The organism is Pseudomonas syringae pv. cilantro, assembly GCF_001293775.1.
GTDB lineage: Bacteria > Pseudomonadota > Gammaproteobacteria > Pseudomonadales > Pseudomonadaceae > Aquipseudomonas > Aquipseudomonas syringae_P.
The window spans coordinates 79927-102894 of the sequence record NZ_LGLN01000081.1 but is presented as its reverse complement, the minus strand read 5'-3'; the positions used below and the strand labels follow the sequence as shown (position 1 = coordinate 102894).

The following is a 22968-nucleotide window of genomic DNA, read 5'->3' as shown; positions in this document are numbered from 1 at the left end:
CAATGATTTTGCGGAGCTGGTGATGGCCGAACGTAAGGCGTACGTCGAGCGCAATACTCTGGAAACCCAGATCAAAGCCTCGATCAACCTGGATGGCACCGGAAAGGCCCGATTCGATATCGGCGTGCCCTTCCTTGAGCACATGCTCGACCAGATCGCCCGGCACGGGCTGATCGACCTGGACATCGAATGCAAGGGCGACCTGGCAATCGACGACCACCACACGGTAGAAGACGTCGGCATTACCGTGGGTCAGGCGTTCAGCCAGGCCATCGGCGACAAGAAGGGCATTCGTCGTTATGGCCACGCTTACGTGCCGCTCGACGAAGCGCTGTCGCGTGTGGTCATTGATTTCTCGGGGCGTCCGGGCCTGCAGATGCATGTGCCGTACACCCGCGCCACGGTTGGCGGCTTTGACGTGGACCTGTTTCAGGAGTTCTTTCAGGGCTTCGTCAACCACGCGAACGTGACGCTGCACATCGACAACCTACGTGGCACCAACACTCACCACCAGATCGAAACCGTGTTCAAGGCGTTCGGTCGTGCGCTGCGCATGGCGGTCGAGCTGGATGAGCGCATGGCCGGGCAGATGCCATCCACCAAGGGTGTGCTCTGATGCAGACGGTTGCGGTCATCGATTACGGCATGGGCAACCTGCACTCGGTCGCCAAGGCGCTGGAGCATGTGGGCGCAGGCCGTGTGCTGATTACCAGTGACGCCAAGGTGATTCGCGAAGCCGACCGTGTGGTGTTTCCGGGTGTGGGCGCGATTCGCGACTGCATGGCCGAGATCCGTCGCCTGGAATTCGATTCGCTGGTCAAGGAAGTCAGTCAGGATCGTCCGTTTCTGGGCATCTGCGTCGGCATGCAGGCATTGCTCGACAGAAGCGAAGAAAGCGGCGGCGTGGACTGCATCGGCTTGTTTCCCGGTCAGGTGAAGTTCTTCGGCAAGAACCTGCATGAAGAAGGCGAGCACCTGAAGGTGCCGCACATGGGCTGGAATCAGGTAACTCAAGCGGTCGATCACCCGCTGTGGCATGACATTCCAGACCTGGCGCGCTTCTACTTCGTGCACAGTTTCTACATTGATGCCGCCAACCAGCGTCAGGTGGTCGGGCGTGGTCACTATGGCCTCGATTTCGCCGCCGCACTGGCCGACGGTTCGCGTTTCGCCGTGCAGTTCCACCCGGAGAAGAGCCACACCCACGGCCTGCAATTACTGCAGAACTTCGCCGCCTGGGATGGTCGCTGGTAAGCGCATGAGCAAAGCCAAAGGCAAGCCACCCATTCTGACCCTTTCGCCCGAGCACGAGCAGCAGGCGATCGACAAGCTCAAGCGTCTGTTTGCAGATCGCTTCGAGCTGGAGCTGGGGTCGTTTGAAGTGGCGGAAGTCCTTGAGCTGTTTACGCGCGAAATCGCCCCGCATTACTACAATCGCGCCATTTTCGATGTTCAGCAGCACCTCAAAGAGCGGTTCGAGAGCATCGAAAGTGATTTGTGGTCACTCGAAAAGAATTAGATAAAGCAGCTTCAAGCGTTGAGCTTCAGGCTGCAAGAATTGGTGAGTACGCATATTTGCAGCTAATCGCTTGCAGCTTGCCGCTCTTTTGACGAAGGAATAAGCATGCTGATTATCCCCGCTATCGATCTCAAGGACGGCGCCTGCGTACGTCTGCGTCAGGGCCGGATGGAAGATTCCACGGTGTTCTCCGATGACCCGGTAGCCATGGCTGCCAAGTGGGTCGACGGTGGCTGTCGCCGCCTGCATCTGGTCGACCTGAACGGTGCGTTCGAAGGTCAGCCGGTCAACGGTGACGTGGTCACGGCCATCGCCAGACGCTACCCGAACCTGCCGATCCAGATCGGTGGCGGCATTCGCTCGCTGGAAACCATAGAGCACTACGTCAAGGCGGGTGTGAGCTACGTCATCATCGGCACCAAGGCGGTCAAAGAGCCTGAGTTCGTGGCTGAGGCCTGCCGTGCGTTCCCCGGCAAAGTGATCGTCGGTCTGGATGCCAAGGATGGTTTTGTCGCCACCGACGGCTGGGCTGAGGTGAGCAGCGTGCAGGTCATCGATCTGGCCAAGCGCTTTGAAGCCGATGGCGTGTCGGCCATCGTGTACACCGACATCGCCAAAGACGGCATGATGCAGGGCTGCAATATCCCGTTCACCGCAGCATTGGCGGCCGCCACGCGCATCCCGGTGATCGCGTCGGGTGGCATTCACAACCTGGGCGACATTCAGGCGCTGTTGAACGCAAAGGCTCCGGGCATCATCGGCGCAATCACCGGCCGTGCGATCTACGAAGGCACGCTGGATGTGGCTGAAGCGCAGGCGCTCTGCGACCGCGAACAACGCTGAATAGCTGGAGACTGACTCTGTGGCCCTAGCCAAACGCATCATTCCTTGCCTGGACGTCGACAACGGTCGAGTGGTCAAGGGCGTCAAGTTCGAGAACATTCGCGATGCTGGCGATCCGGTTGAAATCGCGCGTCGTTACGATGAGCAGGGCGCCGATGAAATCACGTTCCTCGACATCACCGCCAGCGTCGATGGCCGTGACACCACGCTGCATACCGTCGAGCGTATGGCCAGTCAGGTGTTCATCCCGCTGACCGTTGGCGGCGGCGTGCGCACCGTGCAGGACATCCGCAACCTGCTCAACGCAGGTGCCGACAAGGTCTCGATCAACACCGCCGCCGTTTTCAACCCCGAGTTCGTCGGTGAAGCCGCTGCCCGTTTCGGCTCGCAGTGCATCGTGGTCGCTATCGATGCCAAGAAGGTCTCCGGCCCCGGTGAAACCCCTCGCTGGGAAATATTCACCCACGGCGGACGCAAGCCTACCGGTCTGGATGCGGTGCTCTGGGCGAAAAAGATGGAAGACCTGGGCGCTGGCGAAATCCTCCTGACCAGCATGGATCAGGACGGCATGAAAAACGGCTTCGACCTGGGCGTCACTCGCGCCATCAGCGATGCGCTGGGTATCCCTGTCATCGCTTCGGGTGGCGTCGGTAACCTTGAGCATCTGGCGGCGGGCGTGATCGAAGGCCACGCCAGTGCCGTGCTGGCGGCGAGCATTTTCCACTTTGGCGAATACACCGTTCCCGAGGCCAAGGCGTACATGGCCAGTCGCGGTATCGTCGTGCGCTGAGTGACATTGTCCCGAGACGCGAGCGCAGCCTTTTCACGAGGGTTGCGCTCGCGTTGTTTCAGCCTGCCGATTCGGGTTCCAGCAGCATGTCCGTTCGGGGTTCTGACGGATGGCCGGCTTCGTCTTTTGCCAGCGTACAGAGTTTGACCGGCAGCAGTTTAGGGCTGATGGTGAAGTTGTAGAAGACCGTCTTGTAGCCAGCGGGATCAGCACAGTCCGTGAGTTCCGGTGCCCCGAATTTATAGGCGTGACTGGCATGCGTCGGTATAGCGGGGATAAAGGTTACCTGGTGCTTGCCGTTATCCAGCCGTTCGATGCTGACATTGGGCGCAGGCGTTTCATTCGGCTCGACCAGCTCGACCGTGTGAATGAACGCATTTTCCCGCACGCCCGGCTCTGGGCCCTGATTGCCGTTATGGCCCGCCACACACAGCGAATACAGGCCCGGCTCAGTGCCGATAATCGCATTGATATGCGCGGTACGCGCATCTCTGGAGCTTCGGTATCCTTCGGGTTCGCGGCATTCGAGTGGATTTTGCGTGGCCTTGAACTTGAACATTGACGTGTTGACGGTGAATTTCATGTCCCAGCGCGGGGCAATCACGTCTCCGTTGTCATCGCGTTCGAGCCTGATGTAATGCTTGCGGTAGTCCGGGTTAGCGAGCGTCAGTTGCGCTGCGGGTTGTAACTTGCAGGCGGGGAGAGCGATATCGAACACACCTTCGGCAAAACAGGCAGGCAGTGATTCTATCGGGCTTGCGTAGTTGGTGTTGGCACTCCACGACGCTTTCCCGTCGTTGACTTCGCAGGGCGAGTCGGTAAAACAGCGGGTCTGTTCGGTCGCACCTCGGGTTGTGGTGCCCATGATGCCGATGATCCTGTTTGTATAACGATCAATGAGTGGGCTGCCTGAGCTGCCCGGCAAGACGTCTTCGCATCTGTTGGTCTGGTTGGCATTCCAGGTGTAGGGGTGTTCGACAATGTTGGCTATCGACTCGAGCTTGCACGCCGCCATGCGTAACGTGTAGCCGGTGGCCGTCACGGGTGCGCTGACGGACAGTACATCGATGCCGACGTTGGGCACACCGTCTGCCATGCGCAGCGGCTTTATGCCGTCATCAAGCAAGCGGGATAACGTTGTATCCAGCTCAAGCACCGCGAGGTCCGTGCCGCGCAGGCTACTCCATTGGATTCTTTTCAGCGGATAGCTTTTTCGCGCCTTTGGAAGATCCTTGAAGTAGTTGAATTCGACATGCCCCTCGATTTCCAGATCGACACCCAACTGGCTCGGCCTGGTGTAGGTGCAATGGCCGCTGCTCAACACGTAGGCGGGTATATCAGGGCTTTCAGTCTGGGGGTCTGTACGTGGGTCGATCAGCACCGCGGTACACATGCGGTTGCCCCGACTTTCCAGGCGGCCTATGCCATTCCAGTGATCGAACCTGCCTTCCTTGTTTTCCAGCAGCATGGAGGGGGTGAAAGGTGGCATGCCGTCGCCATAGTCGAGCTGTTGTGCTGACACCGCGGTCGTTATCGACGCCGCGAACAGTGCCAGAAGAACCGGTTTTTCAATGTCCATCATCATTCCTTGATAGTGGTGTGGGTGCTTGGTATTGAATGAGATTCTGTGGCGAGGCGTGAGGTAAATAGTTATCGAGCCTGATTATCTTCAAGGCCGGGCTTCGGACGTTCATCCCTGAGTTGTCCGTAAGCGACATCGCAGAGTACCGGGCTAGACAGTGCTCCGGGTTCCCGGCACTCTGCATGCGTCGTCCACGATCGAGTGTCGAAACATGTTCAAACGTCTATTTCTTGCCCTGATCGGGGTCGGCGTGTTGTTGGGCGAAGGTGCTCGTGCTGATCCGTCACCGCCTTATTCCGTCGTGTTGCTGACCGAGAATTTCCCGCCGTTCAATATGGCGGTTGATGGCAAGAATTTCGCTCAGGAAAACAACATCGACGGTATTGCTGCTGAAGTCGTGCGCGAGATGTTCAAGCGCGCGAACATCGGTTACAGCATGACCCTGCGCTTTCCGTGGGATCGCGTTTACAAGCTCGCACTGGAGAAGCCTGGCTACGGTGTGTTTTCCACCACCCGCCTGCCCGAACGGGAAAAGCTCTTCAAATGGGTCGGCCCGGTGGGTTCCTACGACTGGATCATGCTCACGCGCGGTGACAGCCCGATTACCCTGACTTCACTGGAGCAAGCCAGGGATTACAAGGTTGGCGCCTACAAGGGTGACGCCATTGGCGAGCGCCTGAATGCCATCGGGCTGAATCCGATTCTGATGTTGCGCGATCGTGACAATGTTAAAAAGCTGGTCAACGGCCAGATCGATCTGTGGGCGGTAGGTGACCCTGTGGGGCGCTATCTGGCGAAGCTGGAAGGCGTCACCGGGCTGAAGACAGCGCTACGTTTCAATCATGCCGAGTTGTATCTGGCCCTCAATAAAGGCACGCCCGACGAAGTCGTCACCCGCCTGCAAAAAGCCCTCGACGGGATGCGCGCCGAAGGCTGGGTGGAAGCGGTCAAGGCGCGCTATCAGTAAGCGCTCAACCTGCTGCGGGAACGATATCCTCGCGTAGGGCGGAGGGCTGCCCATTGATGTCATGGGCATAGGTGCAGATCTTCAACGGCAGCGACTTTGCACGCAGTGTCAAATCGCGGAACTGAGTTTTGAAACCTTGCGGGTCGGCACAGTCAGTGGTGTCCGGCGGGCCCATCTTGACGGTGTAGTGGTCGATCAGGCGATGCTCGTATGACCAACTGACCGATAATGCGCCAAAGCGGTTTTTGCCAATAATCACCTGCGGCTCGGGTGTCGGCCCGGCAGGTTGCAGCTCGATGGCAAGTGTCAGTGCATTGCGCATCAGACCGGCAGTGGGGAGGTGTTGCGCCGAAGACACGCCGATCATGCACAGCCAGTTGATTCCGATCTGCCGATCCACAGGGTCATCAATGGCCGCATCCTGTGAGCTGATGGTGTGGCTGTAACCCACCGGATCCTCGCATTGCATGGCAGAGTCGACTTTCTTGTAGCGGTACAGCGGCGTGTCGACCAGAAATCTCAGGTCCCAGGATGGGTAGACATTCTTGCCTTCGGCATCCAGTTGCACCCTTGCAAGCCGCGCCGGCTGCCTGCCCAGCGTATCAAAGTCGACCGAGAACGTTGGAAACAGGTCACAGATTGCCGGATCCGTACTCAATGTGCCGCCGACAAAGCATTTTTTCAGCAGCGTGACCGGGTTGCCATAGTTACTGTCGGGGACCATGGGTGGAAAGCCGGGTATTTCATCACTGAAGTCTTCAGTTGCGTCAGCCGACGAAGCTTGATTGGTGAGGTTCAGGACCGCATAAATCTCGTTGTTTTCCCGGGTCAGAAGCGGGCTGCCGGAAGCCCCGGTATCGACATCCCTGCATTGATTGCGAACCGTGTGACGCCAGACCCAAGGCTGCTCCATGATCACCTCCGACGTCTGATGAACACACGCGGCCATGCGCAGATGGCCCGTGTCCTTGTTGAGCGGGGCACCTAACCACAGAATTTCGCGGCCCTGCTCCGGTATCTCGCTGGCCAGTTTGAGCGGCTGAATGCCGTCGTCGATCAGCGATTTGAGCGTTGGCTGCAGTTCAACAACGGCCAGGTCCACCCCCTGCATGCTGCTCCAGTTGACGCGTTTCAGCGGGTAGCTGCGCGCCGTGCTGTCAGTGAAAAAGTTGAACTGGACGCTGCCTTCAATCTCGCTGTCGGTGATGATCACGCCGTTCTGCCGGCTGATGCAATGGCCGCTGGTGAGCGCATAGGCCGGAGCGTCAGGCGAGCTGTCCGCGCTGCGCGTGTCGATCAGCGACGCAGTACAGCTCGACCCGCCCTTGCTCTTGATACGACCGATGCCGTTCCAGTGGTCGCGTGAGCTGTCGGCGTTGAGCAAAACTTTGGACGGGGCAAGTGAAAGCATTCCTTCGCCCAGGTCGGTAGCGGCAGCCGAAAAGGGGATCAGTGCAACGATGCAGAATGCCCCGGTAGTTGTAAGTAGCTTCATCATTATCGTCCTTGATAACCGTGTCTTGGCCTCCGTTGTGGAGGCCTTATCCTTTAAGACGGAATCGACAGGGTTATCAAGGCTGAAATGGCGCGGGACATGCGAAACAGACCTTGCCTACTTTGCGTGCGGAACTTGCTGACTCGGTTTTGGCGCGATCAACGATAAAATCCGTCAGCGTCATGTCTGGAGAGATAAGGGCCGATTGGCGAAAGCCAATTAACGCGTAATTAAGAGTTATTGCGAGCGAGCGAGCGAGCGCTGGCTGAGCTTGGGCGGCGTATTACGTTGAGCATTGAGCGGGCCGCTTGATGCGTAGTGCTCTCATTTGAAAGACGAACTGACAGGGCGTTTCGTCGTTCGCAGAATCAGCGATACAGCCCGTTCTTGCCATGCGCCGCGCTCGCCTGGTTGCCGCGCTCGCTGATCATGCTGCGCAGGTCGATCCATTCGACACCTTGAGCCTTGAGCTTGGGCAACTCGCGTTCCAGTACGTCCAGCGTGACCGGGTAGGGGTGGCCGATGACCACGGCTGAACCCTGCTTTTGAGCCAGTTTGACTGCGGTCTGTAACTGGCGGGTGATGGCCTCGGCAGTGCGCTCGTCGTCCAGAAACACATCGCGTGACACACTGGCCAGACCCGCGCGTTGCGCCTCGGCGGCGGCCACGGTTTTCGCGCTGGTGCGGCTGTCGACGAAAAACAGGTGACGTCGCTGCAATTCCGCCATCAGCCAGGCCATGGCGACAGGTTCGGCCGTCATCCTGCTACCCATGTGGTTATTGATACCGGCGGCATACGGCACTTTCAGCAGCGCGGCATTGAGACGGCTTTCCAGTTCCGCCAGGGGCAGTTCAGGGTGCCAGGCGTAAGGCCCGGTCGCCGGGTCCATCGGCATGTGCAGCATCACCGTTTTACCGGCGCGATGCGCCTGGCGGGCGAAATCGGTGGCGTGCGGGGTGTCGGGCATGATCGCTAGCGTGACCGGGCCCGGTAACGCCAGCGTACGGCTGTCGCGCTCCGGATTTTGCCCCAGGTCGTCGATGATCAGGCTGAGGTAGGCCTTCGCGGGTTTTTCAGCATGCTCGGCTGACGCTGCATGCGCAGCGCCAGTGATCGAGAGTGCCAGCAGCAACGAGCCGAGAAAACGCATCCGTCAGTTGCCGCGTGTGATGCTCAGCCCCTTCAGCAGGCTGAGCGCCTGGCTGAGCTGGAAGTCATCATCCTGTGGCCGCGCCTTGGCCGCTGCGCCACCTTTGAGGGTCGGTTTGTCTGCGCCACCATTGCCGTTGCCCAAGTGGCCCAGCAGATCGGCTTCCTTGTAGTTCTCGCCGTCTGCTTCGCTGGTGACCTTGGCCCGACGAACCACGATGTCCGGGTTGATGCCCTGCGCCTGAATGGAGCGGCCGTTCGGCGTGTAATACAGCGCTGTGGTGATCTTCAGTGCACGGTCGTTGTTCAGCGGCAGCACGGTTTGCACCGAGCCTTTACCAAACGTGTCGGTGCCCATCAGGATGCCGCGTTTCTGGTCTTGCAGGGCGCCGGCGACAATTTCCGATGCCGAGGCACTGCCACCGTTGATCAGCACCACCAGCGGCACGCCTTCGCTGGCGTCTGCCGGGTCTGCCGAGAAGCGCAGTTCTGAGTTGGCAATGCGGCCCTTGGTGTACACGATCAGGCCTTTGGTCAGGAAGTGATCCGCCACCTGCACCGCCGATTGCAGCACGCCGCCCGGGTTGTTGCGCAGGTCGAGAATCAGCCCGCTCATTTTCTTGCCGTTTTCCTTGCGGAACTGAGCCAGCGCCTTGCCGACTTCATCACCGGTCTTGACCTGGAACTGGGTAATGCGGATATAGCCGTAGCCGTTCTCCAGCATCTGCGCCTTGACGCTCTTGACCTGAATGGTCGCCCGCGCCAGTGTCACGTCAAACGGTGTACCGCCGTCGCGCACCAGCGTCAGAGTGATCTTCTCGCCGATCTTGCCGCGCATCTTGTCGACCGCTTCCTGCATGTTCTGGCCTTGGGTAGGCGTGCCGTTGATCTTCACGATCAGGTCGCCTGCCTCGATGCCAGCTTTGGACGCCGGAGTGTCGTCGATGGGCGAAACCACTTTGACGAAACCGTCTTCGACACCCACTTCGATGCCCAGACCGCCGAACTCGCCGCTGGTGCTTTCCTGCAACTCCTGGAAATCTTCCGGCCCGAGGTAGGCGGAGTGCGGATCAAGATTGCTGAGCATGCCCTTGATGGCGTTCTCGAGCAGCGTCTTGTCGTCCACCGGCTCGACATAGGCGGCCTTGACCCGATCCATGACCTCGGCAAACGTGCGCAGCTCGTCCAGAGGCAGCGGCGGTTTTGCATTGGCGTTGGCAGGCGCAACTGCTGCAGGAGCGGCTGGCGCGGTCTTTTCGGCAGCTTGCGCCAGCGGCGCGCCGATAACGATGGCAATTGCCAGGGCCAGCGAGGTGAGGCGGGACAAATGCAGCATGTCTAACGAACTCCTACAGATATTGGTGCCGGCTTATCCTTGAGTGCGACACCATTGGGCCGGATCGCTCGGGCGACCCTGCTGACGAATAGCAAAGTACAGCGCTGCCGTGTCCTGACCGCCACTATTGCCGACCGTGGAAATCGCTTCACCGGCTTTTACAATGTCACCTGCCGACTTGAGCAGGCTCTGGTTGTGCCCATACAGGGTCAAATAGCCATTGCCATGGTCGAGAATGACCAGAAGCCCGGCACCGCGCAACCAGTCAGCGAACACCACTCGTCCGCCGTGCACTGCATGAACCTGACTTCCGGCTGCCGCGCTAATCATGACGCCGTCCCATTTGGTCCGCTCGTCATCACCGCGTGCCTCACCGAAACGCGCAAGCAGTCGACCATTGACGGGCCATGGAAGTTTTCCCCGGGCCTCGGCAAATGGTCCGCCGTAAGAAACACCGGCACTGGAAACGACTGCGCCGGGGGCTTTGACCGGGCGACGCGGTGCGGGTTCATCGTCGGCCTTGCTGCTGGTGCTATTGTTGTTGCGGGCCACGGCTTCAGCTTCGCGCTGACGCTTCTCTTCGGCCTCGCGAGCGGCAACCAGCGCCTTCTGACGAGCCTCTTCGGCTTCACGGGCCTGACGTGCCAGGGTTTCTTCGATGGTCTTGAGAACCTTGGCCAGATCGGCCTGATCCTGCTGGCGGGCCTGCAATTTCTGATCGCGGGCCTTGTAGTCCTGATTCAGCCTGGCCAGTGCCTGTTGGCGTTCCTGGCGAACCTTGGCCAGTTCTTCTGTCTGGTTTTCCAGGTTGCTCTTCTGCACCAGCAATTGCGCCTGTTGCAGATCGATATCTTTTTCGACGCCTGCGAGCTGGCGCAGCGTTTCATTGAAGCTGCGCAATTGCTCCAGGCGCGCTTTGCTCAGGTAATCGTAATAGGTGAGGGTACGAGCGAACTTCTCGGGGTGCTGCTGGTTGAGCAGGAGTTTGAGGTATTCCTGGCGACCACTCTGGTAGGCGGCGCGAGCCTGGATGGCAATCAAACGTTGCTGTTCAACGCGAGCGGCATTGAGTTTTTTTTTCTCACTGTCGAGCTTTTGCAGCTCGGTTTCGGTCTTTTTTAGTTCCTTTTGCAGGACCTCGACCTGCTTTTCCAACTTCCCCATGTCGGTTTCAGTGGTGCGCAGATCCTTCTGGACGCCTGCGCGTTCTTCCTGAAGTTTGCTCAGGGCTTTCTGCAGCTCCGTCACGTCCTGACGCGCAGCATCCATCTGTTTTTGGGTTTGCACACGCTCGTCTTCGGCAAACGCCGGATTGAGCAGGCAGATCAAAGCAAGGGCAATCAAGGCGCGGAGCATGTGGGTGGGCGATACCGAGGAATTGTGAGAAAAAATGTCAGGCCTAGTATGCCCGCCATGCGCTGCAAAAAAAACGCCTCGCAGCCACTGCTTTGAGGCCTTGAACATAAAAAACCGGCCCTGCCTGATGGCTAAGGGCCGGTTTTCAGCGGTTCATTCGTTCACGAGGATCGAATGGCCAGTCATTTCCGGTGGTTTCTCCATGCTCAGCAGATGCAGCATGGTCGGCGCCACGTCAGCCAGAACGCCGCCTTCGCGAACGCTCAGCGGGCGTTTGCCGACGTACACGAACGGCACCGGCTCAGAAGTGTGCGCGGTATGTGCCTGACCGGTAGAGTCATCGGTCATCTGTTCGACGTTGCCGTGGTCCGCAGTGATCAACGCTTCGCCGCCGACTTTTTCCAGCGCCTCGGTAATCCGGCCAACGCAGACGTCCAGGCATTCAACCGCCTTGATCGCGGCTTCCATGATGCCGCTATGGCCGACCATGTCGCCATTGGCATAGTTGACGATGATCACGTCATAACGCTGATGCTCGATGGCATCGACGATTCTGTCGGTTACTTCCGGCGCGCTCATCTCCGGTTGAAGGTCGTAGGTCGCGACTTTCGGCGATGGAATCAGAATGCGCTCTTCGCCGGGAAACGGCTCTTCACGTCCGCCGGAGAAGAAAAAGGTGACGTGTGCGTATTTTTCCGTCTCGGCGATGCGCAATTGGGTCTTGCCATTGGCTGCCAGGTACTCGCCCAGCACGTTCTTCAGGCTGCCCGCAGCAAAAGCGGACGGTGCCGGGATGCTGGCCGCGTATTGGGTCAGCATCACATAGTTGACCTTCGGCTGGCGGGCGCGCTCGAAGTCCTTGAAATCGTCTTCGACGAACACGCGGGTCAGCTCGCGGGCGCGGTCGGCGCGGAAGTTCATGAACACCACCGCGTCGCCGTCTTCCACTCTGGCAGGCTCGCCGATGCGTGTGGCTTTGACGAATTCGTCGTTCTCGTCACGTGCGTAGGCCGCTTCAAGCCCGGCAACGCCCGATTCAGCGTGAAATTGCGCAGTGCTGTCGGCAATCAGGTTGTAGGCAGAAGCAACCCGGTCCCAACGGTTGTCACGGTCCATGGCGAAATAACGGCCGATGATCGTGGCGATGCGGCCCTTGCCAAGGCGAGCGAAGGTCTGGTCCATCAATTCCAGGGATTTCTTCGCGCTGCGCGGTGGCGTGTCGCGACCGTCGAGGAATGCGTGAAGGTAGATTTTATCGGCGCCGCGTTTGACGGCCAGTTCGGCCATGGCGACCAGATGGTCCTGGTGGCTGTGAACACCGCCGTCAGACAGCAGGCCCATGATGTGCACGGACTTGCCTGCGCTCACGGCTTTATCCACAGCTGCGCAGATGGTCGGGTTCTCGAAGAACTCGCCGTCACGAATGGCTTTGGTCACCCGAGTGAAGTCCTGGTACACCACACGACCGGCACCGAGGTTCATGTGCCCGACTTCGGAGTTGCCCATCTGCCCGTCCGGCAGACCGACGTCCATGCCCGACCCGGAAATCAGGCCGTTGGGCATGGTTTTATAAAGACGCTCCATGACTGGCATCTTGGCGGCCAGAATGGCATTGCCCTCGTGGCTTTCGCTGTGTCCGAAGCCATCCAGGATGATAAGGACCAGAGGTTTTGGCGTGGCAGTCATAGAACCCACTCGATGCTGGTTGGATAAAGTACAAGGGAACGGCATTTTAAGGACAAGTTCAAACGACGTCACTGCCGTACGGACTTTGGCCGACCTTGGCTGCTGTGTATACTGGCCGACATTTTAACGCCCTGGAACCTACTGATGGTTGCTCATCTGCTTGAATTCGCCACTAACCACTATTTGATCACCGGTGCCTTCGTCATTCTGCTGGCACTGCTGATCGCTTATGAACTGAGCAAAGGCGGCGCCAGCCTGAGCACCCGCGAGCTGACGGCGCTGGTCAATCGCGATGAGGCGGTGGTCATCGACGTGCGCTCGAAAAAGGATTTCACAGCAGGCCACATCGTCGGTTCCCTGAACTTTCCGCAGGACAAGGTGCTGACCCGCACCGCCGAACTGCAGAAATACAAGGACAAGACGTTGATCATAGTGGATGCAATGGGGCAGCATGCGGGCAGCACCGCCCGTGAGCTGCTCAAATCAGGCTTCAAGGCGGCCAAGCTGTCCGGTGGTATTTCCAGCTGGCGCGGCGACAACCTTCCTCTGGTGAAGTGAAAATGGCTCAAGTCATCGTTTATTCCAGCGACTACTGCCCGTATTGCATACGTGCCAAACAGTTGTTGCAGAGCAAAAGCGTGGCTTTCGAGGAGATCCGCGTGGACGGCAAGCCGCAGCTCCGCGCCGAGATGACGAAAAAAGCCGGTCGCACTTCTGTACCGCAGATCTGGATCGGCCCGACCCATGTGGGCGGCTGCGATGATCTGTTCGCGCTGGAGCGTGCCGGCAAGCTCGATGCGCTGCTGGCCTGATTCCCTTTAATCTTTCAGCCCTATCTGACAAGGATCCGAGATGACCGATCAACCGAACACCGGCGCTGTTGAAAACGAAGAAAACGGCCCACAATTTTCCCTGCAGCGTATCTACGTTCGCGACCTGTCGTTCGAAGCGCCAAAAAGCCCGGCGATCTTCCGTCAGGAATGGACCCCGACCGTCAGCCTCGACTTGAACACTCGCCAGAAGCAACTGGAAGGTGATTTTTACGAAGTCGTGCTGACCTTGTCCGTGACCGTCAACAACGGCGACGAAGTGGCCTTCATCGTTGAAGTGCAGCAGGCCGGTATCTTCCTGATCAAGGGCCTGGACGACGGCGCAATGAGCCACACGCTCGGCGCGTTCTGCCCGAACATCCTGTTCCCTTACGCTCGCGAAGCCATCGACAATCTGGTCGTCCGCGGCTCGTTCCCTGCGCTGATGCTGGCGCCGGTGAACTTCGACGCGCTGTACGCGCAAGAGCTGCAACGCATGCAGGAAGCTGGCGAAACGCCAACTGTTCAGTAAGCGTTACCGCTGCAAGCAAAAAGCGCCTTTCGGGGCGCTTTTTTGTGTGTGGTCGATGGCGTTACGCAAACCCGTGCTGACGCCACGCCTCATAGACAGCCACGGCGACGGTATTGGACAGATTGAGGCTGCGGCAGCCTTCGCGCATGGGCAGTCGCAGGCGATGATCACTGTCCAGTGAATCGAGAATGTCGGCGGGCAGCCCTCGGCTTTCAGGGCCGAACAGAAAGGCGTCGCCCGGCTCGAAGCTCGCATCGTGAAAAGGTCGCGAACCTTTGGTGGTGAAGGCGAATAAGCGTGGGTTGCCGATTTTTTCCAGGCAACTGGCCAGGTCGGCGTGGGTCTGTAGCGTGGCATACTCGTGATAGTCGAGACCGGCACGCCGCAGGCGCTTGTCGTCCAGCTCGAAACCCAAGGGTTCGATCAAATGCAGGGTGCAGCCGCTGTTGGCGCATAGCCTGATGACGTTGCCGGTATTCGGCGGAATTTCTGGTTGAAAAAGGATGACGTGAAACATGCACGGCTCCGAACGAAAGGACGGGATGCATTCTACCCCCGAAGAGGACCCGAGACCGAAGCTATGGCCGCGTGTTCTGGGTTCGATGGCAATTGTCGGTTTCACTGTGGGCACAATTATCGGTGGCCTGCAGCAGCCAGACCCTGTCGAACTGGAGCAGATCGAGGAGTTGCCAACGGGCCTGGCGCTCTGGTTCAACGAAGAGCCGAAGTATCGGGGCGCGACGGTCGATGGCGCTGTGGTGCTCAACGTCGATGCGTCAGGGCGGCCGTGGACGGGCCAGTTGAGGTTCGACAACAAGGTGGCGCGCTGGAAGGTGGAGCGAGGAGAGAAGGGCTTGGTGCTGACGCTCCTGGCGGCCCGTCCACTTCATGGCGACTGGCGCACTGAGAAGGTGGACGGGCGCTGGAGACTGGAGGTCAGTCTCCGGGAGGAGTAAAAGAGGGGAATCCCCGGCCTGCCTGTACCAAGGTCCCCAAAACTGGTTATGTATAAGCTAATGCAGAGGGCGTGCCAGTTTTCATTGATTAACCCTCGGAAATGCGCTTGTAGTTGGATTCAGGCTGTGCCTTTTCAGGATCTGCATCTTTTATGAATGCCTAACTCTTTGAATTAATTATTTTTTATATACCTTCGCGTATCGATCGCAGTGCATCATTGTCCGCCCAAAAGCTTCGGTCTTTTTTAAAGACCACTCTCTCCCGAGCCTGCCTACTTTCAGAGCTGCACACAATTTGCGCACCAGAGCAGCGCAGAAACCCATCCTGATGCACTTGCTTGTTTGAGCCTAGCGCTCGGCCTGGTGTTCTCCTGCACATAAATGCCGCGTTACGCATCTGCCAACTGGCTGCGCGATGCTGCGCGCGACACTGAAATTGCCTTTTTGTTCATCTGGGCTACAGTGAGGTACGGGTTTTTAGCGCAAAAAAGCCTTGGAAATGGCCCGGAAAACCAATGTGAAGATTTTTTTTTGTGCTACGAGAAGGTGCATCGCTGAAGTGATGACAACTGTCACATTAACTGGCTAGTCTCCCCGAAGTGCCCGGACTGCAAGGCTTTCATCGAATGGCCACTATTGTGCCTGCGATGAAAGTCGGGACCGGATCGACTGCATTTTTGCGGTCGCGCACAGAAAAACAAGAGATCTGACGAACGGTACCAAAATATATTTTGGGAAATGGGTAATTAGGTCGATACACTCCGTGACGTTGGTGCTGACACGAGTTGTGACATATGACTGAAAGTACTCAAAATTCTTGAGTCGGGTTCTTCAGTGCATAAAGGCATTTCGTCAGCGTGTTGCCACCGACAAACGCGGTCTAGTCAAAAGTCAGGGTGACAGAATCCATTGATCTCGGATCGGGACTGTTGCCTATCGCTAATCCGTGGGTCAGGGCAAAGCCCGGCACCATGGATATAAAAAATTAGATTCACGAGGAGCGTAGTTAATGAAGAAGTCCACCCTGGCTTTGGCCGTCACTGTCGGTGTATTGGCTCAGCAGGCCAGCGCAGCTGGTTTCCTGGAAGACAGTAAAGCGTCCGTCAGTTCTCGTACCCTGTATTTTGACAATGATTTCCGCGAAGGCACCACTCACAACAACCGTGAGACAGCCACTGGCCTGAAATTCGACTACCTGTCGGGCTTCACCCAAGGCACTGTCGGCTTTGGTCTGGACCTTCAAGGTCTGGTCGGTGTTCATCTTGATGGCGGTCGTGGCAACCATTCTGCTGCACTCAATGGCGGCATTCTGCCTACCGACAGCGACGGTTCTGCTGTCAACGAGTGGAGCCGTCTGGGCGCCAACGGTAAAGTACGCTTCTCGAAAACCGAGCTGAAAGTCGGTAACGCACTGGCACCTAACCTGCCGATTCTGGTCAGCAACGACGGTCGTCTTCTGCCTCAGGCTTTCCAGGGCGGCATCCTGACTTCCAAAGATCTGGACAACGTGACCTTCACTGCTGGCCAGCTGGACAAGTCCATCGGCCGTGCTTCGAGCAACTGGACTGACCTGTCCATTGCCGGCGCTTCGCAGACCAGCGATCAGTTCCGCTTCGCCGGTGCTGACTGGAAAGTCACCAAAGACCTGACCTTGCAGTACTACTACGCCAACCTGGAAGACTTCTACAAGCAGCACTTCCTGGGTCTGGTTCATGTTTACCCGATCAGCGACAACCAGTCCTTCAAGACTGACCTGCGTTATTTCAACAGCAGCTCTGACGGCAAAAACAGCGACGCCGCGACTGGCTACCGTTTCAACAACAACAACGGTTATGCCAAAAACGCTGGCGAAGTGGACAACTCCACCTGGTCTGCCATGTTCACCTACGCCTTGGGTGGCCATGCGCTCATGGTTGGTCATCAGCAGATTGGCGATGACGGCGGTATGGTTTTCCTGAACCAGGGTAACGTCACCAAAGACGGCACCACCCGTACTGGCCTTGAAGGCAACGGCGGTTCGAGCTTCTACCTGTTCACTGACTCGATGATCAACGGCTTTAACCGCGCCGGTGAAAACACCACCTTCGGTCAGTACTCGTATGACTTCGCCAAACTGGGCGTTCCAGGCCTGAAAGCAGCTGTTGCCTACCTGCACGCAGACGACATTCGTGACCGTACTACCGGTAACGAAGAGTACTCCGAGTGGGAAACCGACATGCGCGTTGACTACGTGATCCAGAGCGGTCCAATGAAGGGCTTCGGTACTACCTTGCGTCACGGTACCTACCGCGCCGATGGCGACCTGAACAACTCGACCAACACCGATCAAACGCGTCTGATCTTCAACTACACCTACAACTTCATGTAAGTGTATTGATGCTCAAAGGAACCCCGCCCTGCGCGGGGTTTCTTTTATCTTTTTTTTGATATGCCCGATGGGTATATGGCAGTGATTATTAATTCTTTTTGATTTTTCGCATTCAAGCGCACAGTGAGGTCAGAGCACGACATCCCGAACATGACCAGGAGCAACACCATGACACTGCGACTTGGCGACATTGCCCCGGACTTCGAGCAGGAATCCAGCGAAGGTCGTATCCGTTTCCATGAGTGGCTCGGCGACAGCTGGGGCGTTTTGTTTTCCCACCCGGCAGACTTCACGCCTGTTTGCACCACCGAGTTGGGCTTCACTGCCAAATTGAAAGACGAGTTTGCCAAGCGCGGCGTCAAGGCGATTGCGCTGTCGGTAGACCCGGTGGATTCGCACATCAAGTGGATCGACGACATCAACAGCACTCAAAACACCCAGGTCAACTTCCCCATTCTGGCCGACGCGGATCGCAAGGTTTCCGACCTGTACGACCTGATTCATCCCAATGCCAATGACACACTGACCGTTCGCTCGCTGTTCGTCATCGATCCGAACAAGAAAGTGCGCCTGACCATTACCTATCCGGCCAGCACCGGGCGTAATTTTCACGAAATTCTGCGCGTCATCGACTCCTTGCAACTGACCGACAACTACAAGGTTGCCACGCCTGCCAACTGGGTAGATGGCGATGATGTAGTGATCGTGCCGTCGATCAAGGACGAAGCCGAGATCAAAGAACGCTTCCCCAAAGGCTACAAAGCCGTCACGCCATACCTGCGCCTGACGCCGCAGCCAAACCGCTGATTTCCGATCTACCAAGTGTGGGGTTATTCGGGCCGATTTATCGGCCCTTTTTTATGCACCCCCGAACACCTCTCGTTCAATTCAGCGCATGACTACCTGGGTCGGACGCAGAGCGTCGCACGACAGTCGAGATGATTGTTCCTCACGCCTCAGCGCAGGACTGCTCTGGGTGACGCTCTGCGTCACAAATCTGCGCGCAATTGCCTGTTCAAGGCTGGATGCAAAGCGTGAGAGCGATTATTCGCATATTCATTTATGGAATAACTAAATTAATAAATAAGATTTATAGATATAAAAAACTGCTGTTAAGGTCGTCCCTATTCCCGCCTCGTTCGTCTGTGACTGGCTGAACAGGCACTACCCAATACCCGGTAAAGGAGCGCATATGCGCACTGTCATCTTGCGTCGAGGCCTTGTTGCGCTGTTTGCTGCTGCAGTCGCCCTTGGGGCGGTCACGCAGGCTCAGGCCGAAGACCTGCGCATCGGTTATCAGAAATACGGCACGCTGGTCTTGCTCAAAGCCAAGGGTTCGCTGGAAAAGCGCCTGGCCGAGCAGGGCGTCAACGTGCAGTGGACCGAATTCCCGGGCGGCCCGCAGTTGCTTGAAGGCCTGAACGTAGGCTCGATCGATTTTGGTGTGACGGGTGAAACGCCTCCGGTTTTCGCTCAGGCAGCGGGCGCCGATCTGCTGTATGTCGCCTACGAGCCGCCAGCCCCGACCAGCGAAGCGATTCTGGTGCCCAAGGATTCACCGATCACCTCGGTCAAGGATCTGAAAGGCAAGAAAGTCGTCCTCAACAAAGGCTCGAACGTTCACTACCTGCTGGTGAAAGCGCTGGAAGACGCAGGCCTCAAATACACCGATATCCAGACCGTGTTCCTGCCGCCAGCGGATGCGCGTGCCGCTTTCGAGCGTGGCAGTGTGGACGCCTGGGTTATCTGGGACCCGTACCAGGCTGCGGCTGAACAGCAATTGCAGGCGCGCACGTTGAAAGACGGCACCGGCATCGTCGACAACCATCAGTTCTATCTGGCGACCAAACCTTACGCGCAGAAGAATCCGAAAGTGATTCAGGCGTTGATCGAAGAAGTCCGCGCGGTTGGCGAATGGTCCAAGGCCCACCCGGAAGAAGTGACCAGACAGGTCGCGCCGTTGCTAGGTCTACCTGCCGATATCACCCTGACCTCGGTTAAACGTCAAGGCTACGGTGCGCTGTTCATGACACCGCCAGTCGTGGCAGCGCAGCAGAAAATCGCTGACACCTTCTACCAGCTCAAACTGATTCCCAAGCCGCTCAGCATTGCTGATGTGGTCTGGACGCCACCTGCTGCTGTGGCCCAGGCACAGTGATCAACAGGCCCTTCGAGGAGAAAACTCCATGAGCCTCAGCGCTTCACAACGCATCGTTCATCGGCTGGCGCCCTGGGCACTTCCGGTTCTGCTGCTGGCGGTCTGGCAACTGTCGGTCAGTGCCGGCTGGCTGTCCACACGCATCCTGCCAGCACCCAGCGCCGTCATTGAGGCGGGTGTCAATCTGGTGGCCAGTGGCGAAATCTGGACACACCTGGCAATCAGCGGCTGGCGCGCCGGGATCGGCTTTGCCATCGGCGGCGGCATCGGGCTGGCACTGGGCTTTATCACTGGCCTGAGCAAATGGGGCGAGCGCCTGCTGGACAGCTCGGTACAGATGATCCGTAACGTGCCGCACCTGGCGCTGATTCCACTGGTCATCCTGTGGTTCGGCATCGACGAGACCGCCAAGATATTTCTGGTCGCGCTGGGCACCCTGTTTCCGATTTACCTGAACACCTATCACGGCATCCGCAACATCGATCCGGCGCTGGTAGAAATGTCGCGCAGCTATGGCCTGTCAGGCTTCAGCCTGTTTCGGCACGTGATCCTGCCGGGTGCCATGCCCTCGATTCTGGTCGGCGTGCGTTTTGCGCTGGGCTTCATGTGGCTGACGCTGATCGTGGCGGAAACCATTTCTGCCAGCTCCGGTATTGGCTACCTGGCAATGAATGCCGGGGAGTTTTTGCAAACCGACATCGTGGTGCTGGCCATCGTGCTATACGCCGTTCTCGGCAAGCTGGCCGATCTGGCGGCGCGCGGCCTTGAACGTGTCTGCCTGCGCTGGCATCCGGCCTATCAAACGAGCAAAGGCGGTGCCGCATGACCAGTCTGAAACAGCAACCCCCGCACTTGCTGCGCGGTATCCCGCTGGCGGTGCAAAACCTGAAAAAGGCTTTTGGCTCCCGCGAAGTGCTCAAGGACATTGACCTGCACATTCCGGCCGGTCAGTTCGTTGCTATTGTCGGCCGCAGTGGCTGCGGCAAAAGTACCTTGCTGCGCCTGCTTGCCGGTCTCGACAAGCCAACCGAGGGCCAGTTGCTCGCAGGCTCTGCGCCGCTGGACGATGCCCGCGAAGACACGCGCCTTATGTTTCAGGAGGCGCGCTTGCTGCCCTGGAAGAAGATCATCGACAACGTCGGCCTGGGCCTCGGTGGCAACTGGCGACCGCAGGCACTCGAAGCGCTTGAGGCCGTCGGGTTGGCTGAACGTGCCAACGAGTGGCCGGCGGCGTTGTCCGGTGGCCAGAAGCAACGTGTTGCACTGGCTCGCGCGCTGATTCACAAGCCACGCCTGCTGTTGCTCGACGAACCATTGGGCGCGTTGGATGCGCTGACACGAATCGAAATGCAGCAACTGATCGAAAAGCTGTGGGGCCAGTACGGCTTCACCGTGCTGCTGGTCACCCACGATGTCAGCGAGGCCGTTGCGATTGCCGACCGCGTGATCCTGATCGAAGAAGGCCAGATAGGCCTGGACCTGTTGGTCGATCTGCCTCGTCCACGCGCCCGCGGCTCGCATCGTCTTGCGGCGCTGGAAGCCGAAGTGCTCAACCGCGTGCTGGCACTCCCCGGTTCGCCACCCGACCCCGAACCATTTTCGCCACTGCCCACGCAACTGCGCTGGGCAAATTAACCCTGATCCTCAAAGGAAGACACGCCATGACTATCAAAGCCATCAACGTTCGCAACCAGTTCAAAGGCACCATCAAGGAAATCGTCCACGGCGACGTACTGTCGGAAATCGACGTACAAACCGCCTCGGGCGTCGTGACCTCGGTCATCACCACCCGCTCGGTAAAAGAGCTGGAACTGGTCGTAGGCAGCGAAGTGATCGCCTTCGTGAAGTCGACCGAAGTCTCCATCGCCAAGCTGTAAACGATGAGTAAAAAACACCCCGGACGGTCCCGACCCTCCGGGGTTTTTGCTGTTTACCTAGCAGTTCTGTGAGGTAGGCGGTGTAGCGGTTTTACCGGATGCTAAAGACCGATTCCTTTTGGAACGTCTGGCCATGGCCTCTTCAAATCAAGCAGTGTTATGCCGCTACAGTTACGACCCACTGGACCGTCTGGCTTCCAGCATGCCGAATGGCCAGGCGGGTATTCAGCGCTTCTATCAGAAGAACCGTTTGGCGACCGAGATACAGGGCGCGCTGCGGCGTGCGGTCTTTCAGCATGAAGATCTGCTGTTGGCCCAGCAACGGCGTGTTGACGGTGCGCTGGAAACCACACTGTTGGCGACCGATCAGCAGCGTTCTGTTTTGCAGCTTGTGGACAAGGCTGGCACTGAGCCTATTGCTTACAGCCCATACGGTCATCATCCGGCTGAAAGCGGCTTGACCAGTTTGCTGGGGTTTAATGGCGAACGACGTGATCAGGTGACCGGGCATTATCTGTTGGGGAATGGGTATCGGGCTTACAACCCGGTGTTGATTGACCTTGCCCCCGAGAAACGTATCCCTTAACCCGGCGTCGGGGTTGAGTATCTAAGGTTGTTGTCTTTGCCAGTTCTGCTCGTATTGCATCGGACTTACGTAATGAAGCGTCGAGTGCAGGCGCTCCTGGTTGTACCAAAGCAGCCAGTTAATGACCTCGTCCTTGGCAGCGCGTCGGGTTTTGAATTTCAAGCCATGCAGACGTTCCACCTTCAACGAGCCAAACACGGTCTCGCTGCACGCGTTATCCCAGCAATTGCCCCGTCGACTCATCGAGCTGACAATCCCGTAGCCCTGAAGGACATGACGAAAATCAAAGCTGGCGTACTGGCTCCCGCGATCACTATGAAACAGCAGTCCGGAGGCCTTATGTGGATGACGCTTGAACCAGGCCATGCGCAACGCATCAATCACCAGGCTGCTTTTCATGCGCTCGTCCATCGACCAGCCCACGATCTGGCGACTGAACAGGTCTACCACTACCGCCAGAAACAGCCAGCCCTCATCTGTCGGGATGTAGGTGATGTCGCCCACCCAAGCTCTGTCAGGCTCCATCACGGCGAACTGGCGATCCAGCAGGTTCTCCGAAATGGGTAAGTCATGAGCGCTATCAGTGGTCACTTTGAAACGTCGTTTGCCCTTGCCACAAATACCATGAAGCTGCATCAGCTTTTGCACACGCTCCTTGCCGACGCGAACGCCGTCAGCCAGCAAACCGTGCCAGATCCTGGGCCAGCCGTAGCTGCCACGACTGCGGGCATGAGCGGCGCGAATGTGGACGAGCAATGCTGCGTCGCTTAAACCTCGTTGAGGGCAATTAACTGCACAGCGAGCTTGGTGGCAATGAAAGCCGGTCGCACTGACGCCCAGCACCCGGCACTGCACACCGATAGGCCAGATACGGCGATGAGTAAAGATGAACGCGTACTTCAGCTGGATGCTTTTGCGAAGTACGCCGTCGCCTTTTCCAGAATGTCGCGCTCCATCT

The 22968-nt window shown here is 58.0% G+C and carries 24 protein-coding genes and 1 pseudogene; 17 read left to right on the top strand and 8 right to left on the bottom strand.

Features of this window, described 5'->3' with window-relative positions:
• The first annotated feature begins 22 nt into the window (after window positions 1-22).
• The 5 genes from hisB (at window position 23) to hisF (ending at window position 3152) form a co-directional block, all read left to right on the top strand.
• Window positions 23-616 (top strand): imidazoleglycerol-phosphate dehydratase HisB, encoded by a 594-nt coding sequence (hisB, locus tag ABJ99_RS22935; protein ID WP_002551454.1) that lies wholly within the window; start codon window positions 23-25, stop codon window positions 614-616.
• Window positions 616-1254 carry an imidazole glycerol phosphate synthase subunit HisH gene (hisH, locus tag ABJ99_RS22930; RefSeq protein WP_054087760.1) on the top strand — a complete coding sequence of 213 codons (639 nt, stop codon included), beginning with the start codon at window positions 616-618 and terminating at the stop codon, window positions 1252-1254. Before hisB ends, hisH begins: the two co-directional genes overlap by 1 nt.
• Before the next feature lie 4 nt (window positions 1255-1258).
• Window positions 1259-1519, top strand: a complete 261-nt coding sequence (locus ABJ99_RS22925; RefSeq protein WP_054087759.1) for a DUF2164 domain-containing protein — start codon at window positions 1259-1261, stop codon at window positions 1517-1519.
• A gap of 105 nt (window positions 1520-1624) precedes the next feature.
• Window positions 1625-2362, top strand: a complete 738-nt coding sequence (gene hisA / locus ABJ99_RS22920) for a 1-(5-phosphoribosyl)-5-[(5-phosphoribosylamino)methylideneamino]imidazole-4-carboxamide isomerase (protein WP_002551457.1) — start codon at window positions 1625-1627, stop codon at window positions 2360-2362.
• A gap of 19 nt (window positions 2363-2381) precedes the next feature.
• The gene (gene hisF, locus ABJ99_RS22915) at window positions 2382-3152 is read left to right on the top strand and encodes an imidazole glycerol phosphate synthase subunit HisF (protein ID WP_002551458.1); all 771 of its coding nucleotides are present in this window, start codon (window positions 2382-2384) and stop codon (window positions 3150-3152) included.
• Window positions 3153-3210: 58 nt separating this feature from the next.
• Here hisF and ABJ99_RS22910 read toward each other — a convergent pair whose 3' ends face one another.
• On the bottom strand, window positions 3211-4731 hold the full coding sequence (locus tag ABJ99_RS22910; RefSeq protein WP_054087758.1) for a trypsin-like serine peptidase: 1521 nt from the start codon (window positions 4729-4731) through the stop codon (window positions 3211-3213).
• A gap of 214 nt (window positions 4732-4945) precedes the next feature.
• Between ABJ99_RS22910 and ABJ99_RS22905 the strand changes: the two genes are divergently transcribed.
• Window positions 4946-5701, top strand: coding sequence for a substrate-binding periplasmic protein (locus ABJ99_RS22905; RefSeq protein WP_054087757.1), 756 nt, complete (start codon window positions 4946-4948; stop codon window positions 5699-5701).
• A gap of 4 nt (window positions 5702-5705) precedes the next feature.
• Here the strand turns inward: ABJ99_RS22905 and ABJ99_RS22900 are convergent, their stop codons facing one another.
• The 5 genes from ABJ99_RS22900 to gpmI all read right to left on the bottom strand — a co-directional run bounded on the left by ABJ99_RS22900 (window position 5706) and on the right by gpmI (window position 12724).
• Window positions 5706-7196, bottom strand: a complete 1491-nt coding sequence (locus tag ABJ99_RS22900; protein WP_054087756.1) for a trypsin-like serine peptidase — start codon at window positions 7194-7196, stop codon at window positions 5706-5708.
• 368 nt (window positions 7197-7564) lie between these two features.
• A complete protein-coding gene (locus ABJ99_RS22895; RefSeq protein ID WP_054087755.1) occupies window positions 7565-8347 on the bottom strand; it encodes a divergent polysaccharide deacetylase family protein in 783 nt (260 codons plus the stop codon).
• A gap of 3 nt (window positions 8348-8350) precedes the next feature.
• Window positions 8351-9682, bottom strand: coding sequence for a S41 family peptidase (locus tag ABJ99_RS22890; RefSeq protein ID WP_054087754.1), 1332 nt, complete (start codon window positions 9680-9682; stop codon window positions 8351-8353).
• Window positions 9683-9715: 33 nt separating this feature from the next.
• Complete coding sequence (locus ABJ99_RS22885) at window positions 9716-11038, bottom strand: murein hydrolase activator EnvC family protein (RefSeq protein ID WP_054087753.1); 1323 nt, start codon at window positions 11036-11038, stop codon at window positions 9716-9718.
• Window positions 11039-11191: 153 nt separating this feature from the next.
• Complete coding sequence (gpmI, locus tag ABJ99_RS22880) at window positions 11192-12724, bottom strand: 2,3-bisphosphoglycerate-independent phosphoglycerate mutase (protein ID WP_054087752.1); 1533 nt, start codon at window positions 12722-12724, stop codon at window positions 11192-11194.
• Window positions 12725-12868: 144 nt separating this feature from the next.
• Here gpmI and ABJ99_RS22875 point away from each other — a divergent pair, with 144 nt between their 5' ends.
• Genes ABJ99_RS22875 through secB form a run of 3 tightly spaced genes read left to right on the top strand, consistent with a single transcriptional unit; the run spans window position 12869 to window position 14065 of the window.
• Window positions 12869-13282 (top strand): rhodanese-like domain-containing protein, encoded by a 414-nt coding sequence (locus ABJ99_RS22875; protein WP_054087751.1) that lies wholly within the window; start codon window positions 12869-12871, stop codon window positions 13280-13282.
• Between the two features lie 2 nt (window positions 13283-13284).
• Window positions 13285-13536 (top strand): glutaredoxin 3, encoded by a 252-nt coding sequence (gene grxC, locus ABJ99_RS22870; protein WP_005621585.1) that lies wholly within the window; start codon window positions 13285-13287, stop codon window positions 13534-13536.
• 40 nt (window positions 13537-13576) lie between these two features.
• The gene (gene secB / locus ABJ99_RS22865; RefSeq protein ID WP_005896108.1) at window positions 13577-14065 is read left to right on the top strand and encodes a protein-export chaperone SecB; all 489 of its coding nucleotides are present in this window, start codon (window positions 13577-13579) and stop codon (window positions 14063-14065) included.
• Window positions 14066-14126: 61 nt separating this feature from the next.
• Here the strand turns inward: secB and trmL are convergent, their stop codons facing one another.
• Window positions 14127-14582, bottom strand: coding sequence for a tRNA (uridine(34)/cytosine(34)/5-carboxymethylaminomethyluridine(34)-2'-O)-methyltransferase TrmL (gene trmL / locus ABJ99_RS22860; protein ID WP_054087750.1), 456 nt, complete (start codon window positions 14580-14582; stop codon window positions 14127-14129).
• Here trmL and ABJ99_RS22855 point away from each other — a divergent pair.
• The 8 genes and pseudogenes from ABJ99_RS22855 to ABJ99_RS22820 all read left to right on the top strand — a co-directional run.
• Complete coding sequence (locus tag ABJ99_RS22855) at window positions 14581-15021, top strand: hypothetical protein (RefSeq protein ID WP_054087749.1); 441 nt, start codon at window positions 14581-14583, stop codon at window positions 15019-15021. The two genes, trmL and ABJ99_RS22855, sit on opposite strands and share 2 nt — an antisense overlap.
• 1009 nt (window positions 15022-16030) lie before the next feature.
• The gene (locus ABJ99_RS22850) at window positions 16031-17389 is read left to right on the top strand and encodes an OprD family porin (RefSeq protein ID WP_054087748.1); all 1359 of its coding nucleotides are present in this window, start codon (window positions 16031-16033) and stop codon (window positions 17387-17389) included.
• A 168-nt stretch (window positions 17390-17557) separates the two neighbouring features.
• A complete protein-coding gene (locus tag ABJ99_RS22845; RefSeq protein ID WP_054087747.1) occupies window positions 17558-18196 on the top strand; it encodes a peroxiredoxin in 639 nt (212 codons plus the stop codon).
• 385 nt (window positions 18197-18581) lie between these two features.
• Window positions 18582-19547 (top strand): sulfonate ABC transporter substrate-binding protein, encoded by a 966-nt coding sequence (locus ABJ99_RS22840; protein WP_054087746.1) that lies wholly within the window; start codon window positions 18582-18584, stop codon window positions 19545-19547.
• 28 nt (window positions 19548-19575) lie between these two features.
• Window positions 19576-20373 carry an aliphatic sulfonate ABC transporter permease SsuC gene (ssuC, locus tag ABJ99_RS22835; RefSeq protein WP_054087745.1) on the top strand — a complete coding sequence of 266 codons (798 nt, stop codon included), beginning with the start codon at window positions 19576-19578 and terminating at the stop codon, window positions 20371-20373.
• A complete protein-coding gene (gene ssuB, locus ABJ99_RS22830; protein WP_054087744.1) occupies window positions 20370-21182 on the top strand; it encodes an aliphatic sulfonates ABC transporter ATP-binding protein in 813 nt (270 codons plus the stop codon). The genes ssuC and ssuB overlap by 4 nt, the downstream gene beginning before the upstream one ends.
• Window positions 21183-21208: 26 nt before the next feature.
• Entirely contained in the window at window positions 21209-21424 is a 216-nt protein-coding gene (locus tag ABJ99_RS22825; RefSeq protein ID WP_002555770.1) for a TOBE domain-containing protein, read from the top strand.
• A 133-nt stretch (window positions 21425-21557) separates the two neighbouring features.
• A pseudogene (locus tag ABJ99_RS22820) lies at window positions 21558-21980 on the top strand (RHS repeat-associated core domain-containing protein); the annotation flags it as partial.
• Window positions 21981-22031: 51 nt separating this feature from the next.
• On the opposite strand, the gene ABJ99_RS22815 reads toward ABJ99_RS22820, so the two are convergent.
• Window positions 22032-22968, bottom strand: a 937-nt coding sequence (locus ABJ99_RS22815) for an IS3-like element ISPsy28 family transposase (RefSeq protein ID WP_080378292.1), incomplete at its 5' end; no start/stop codon positions are given.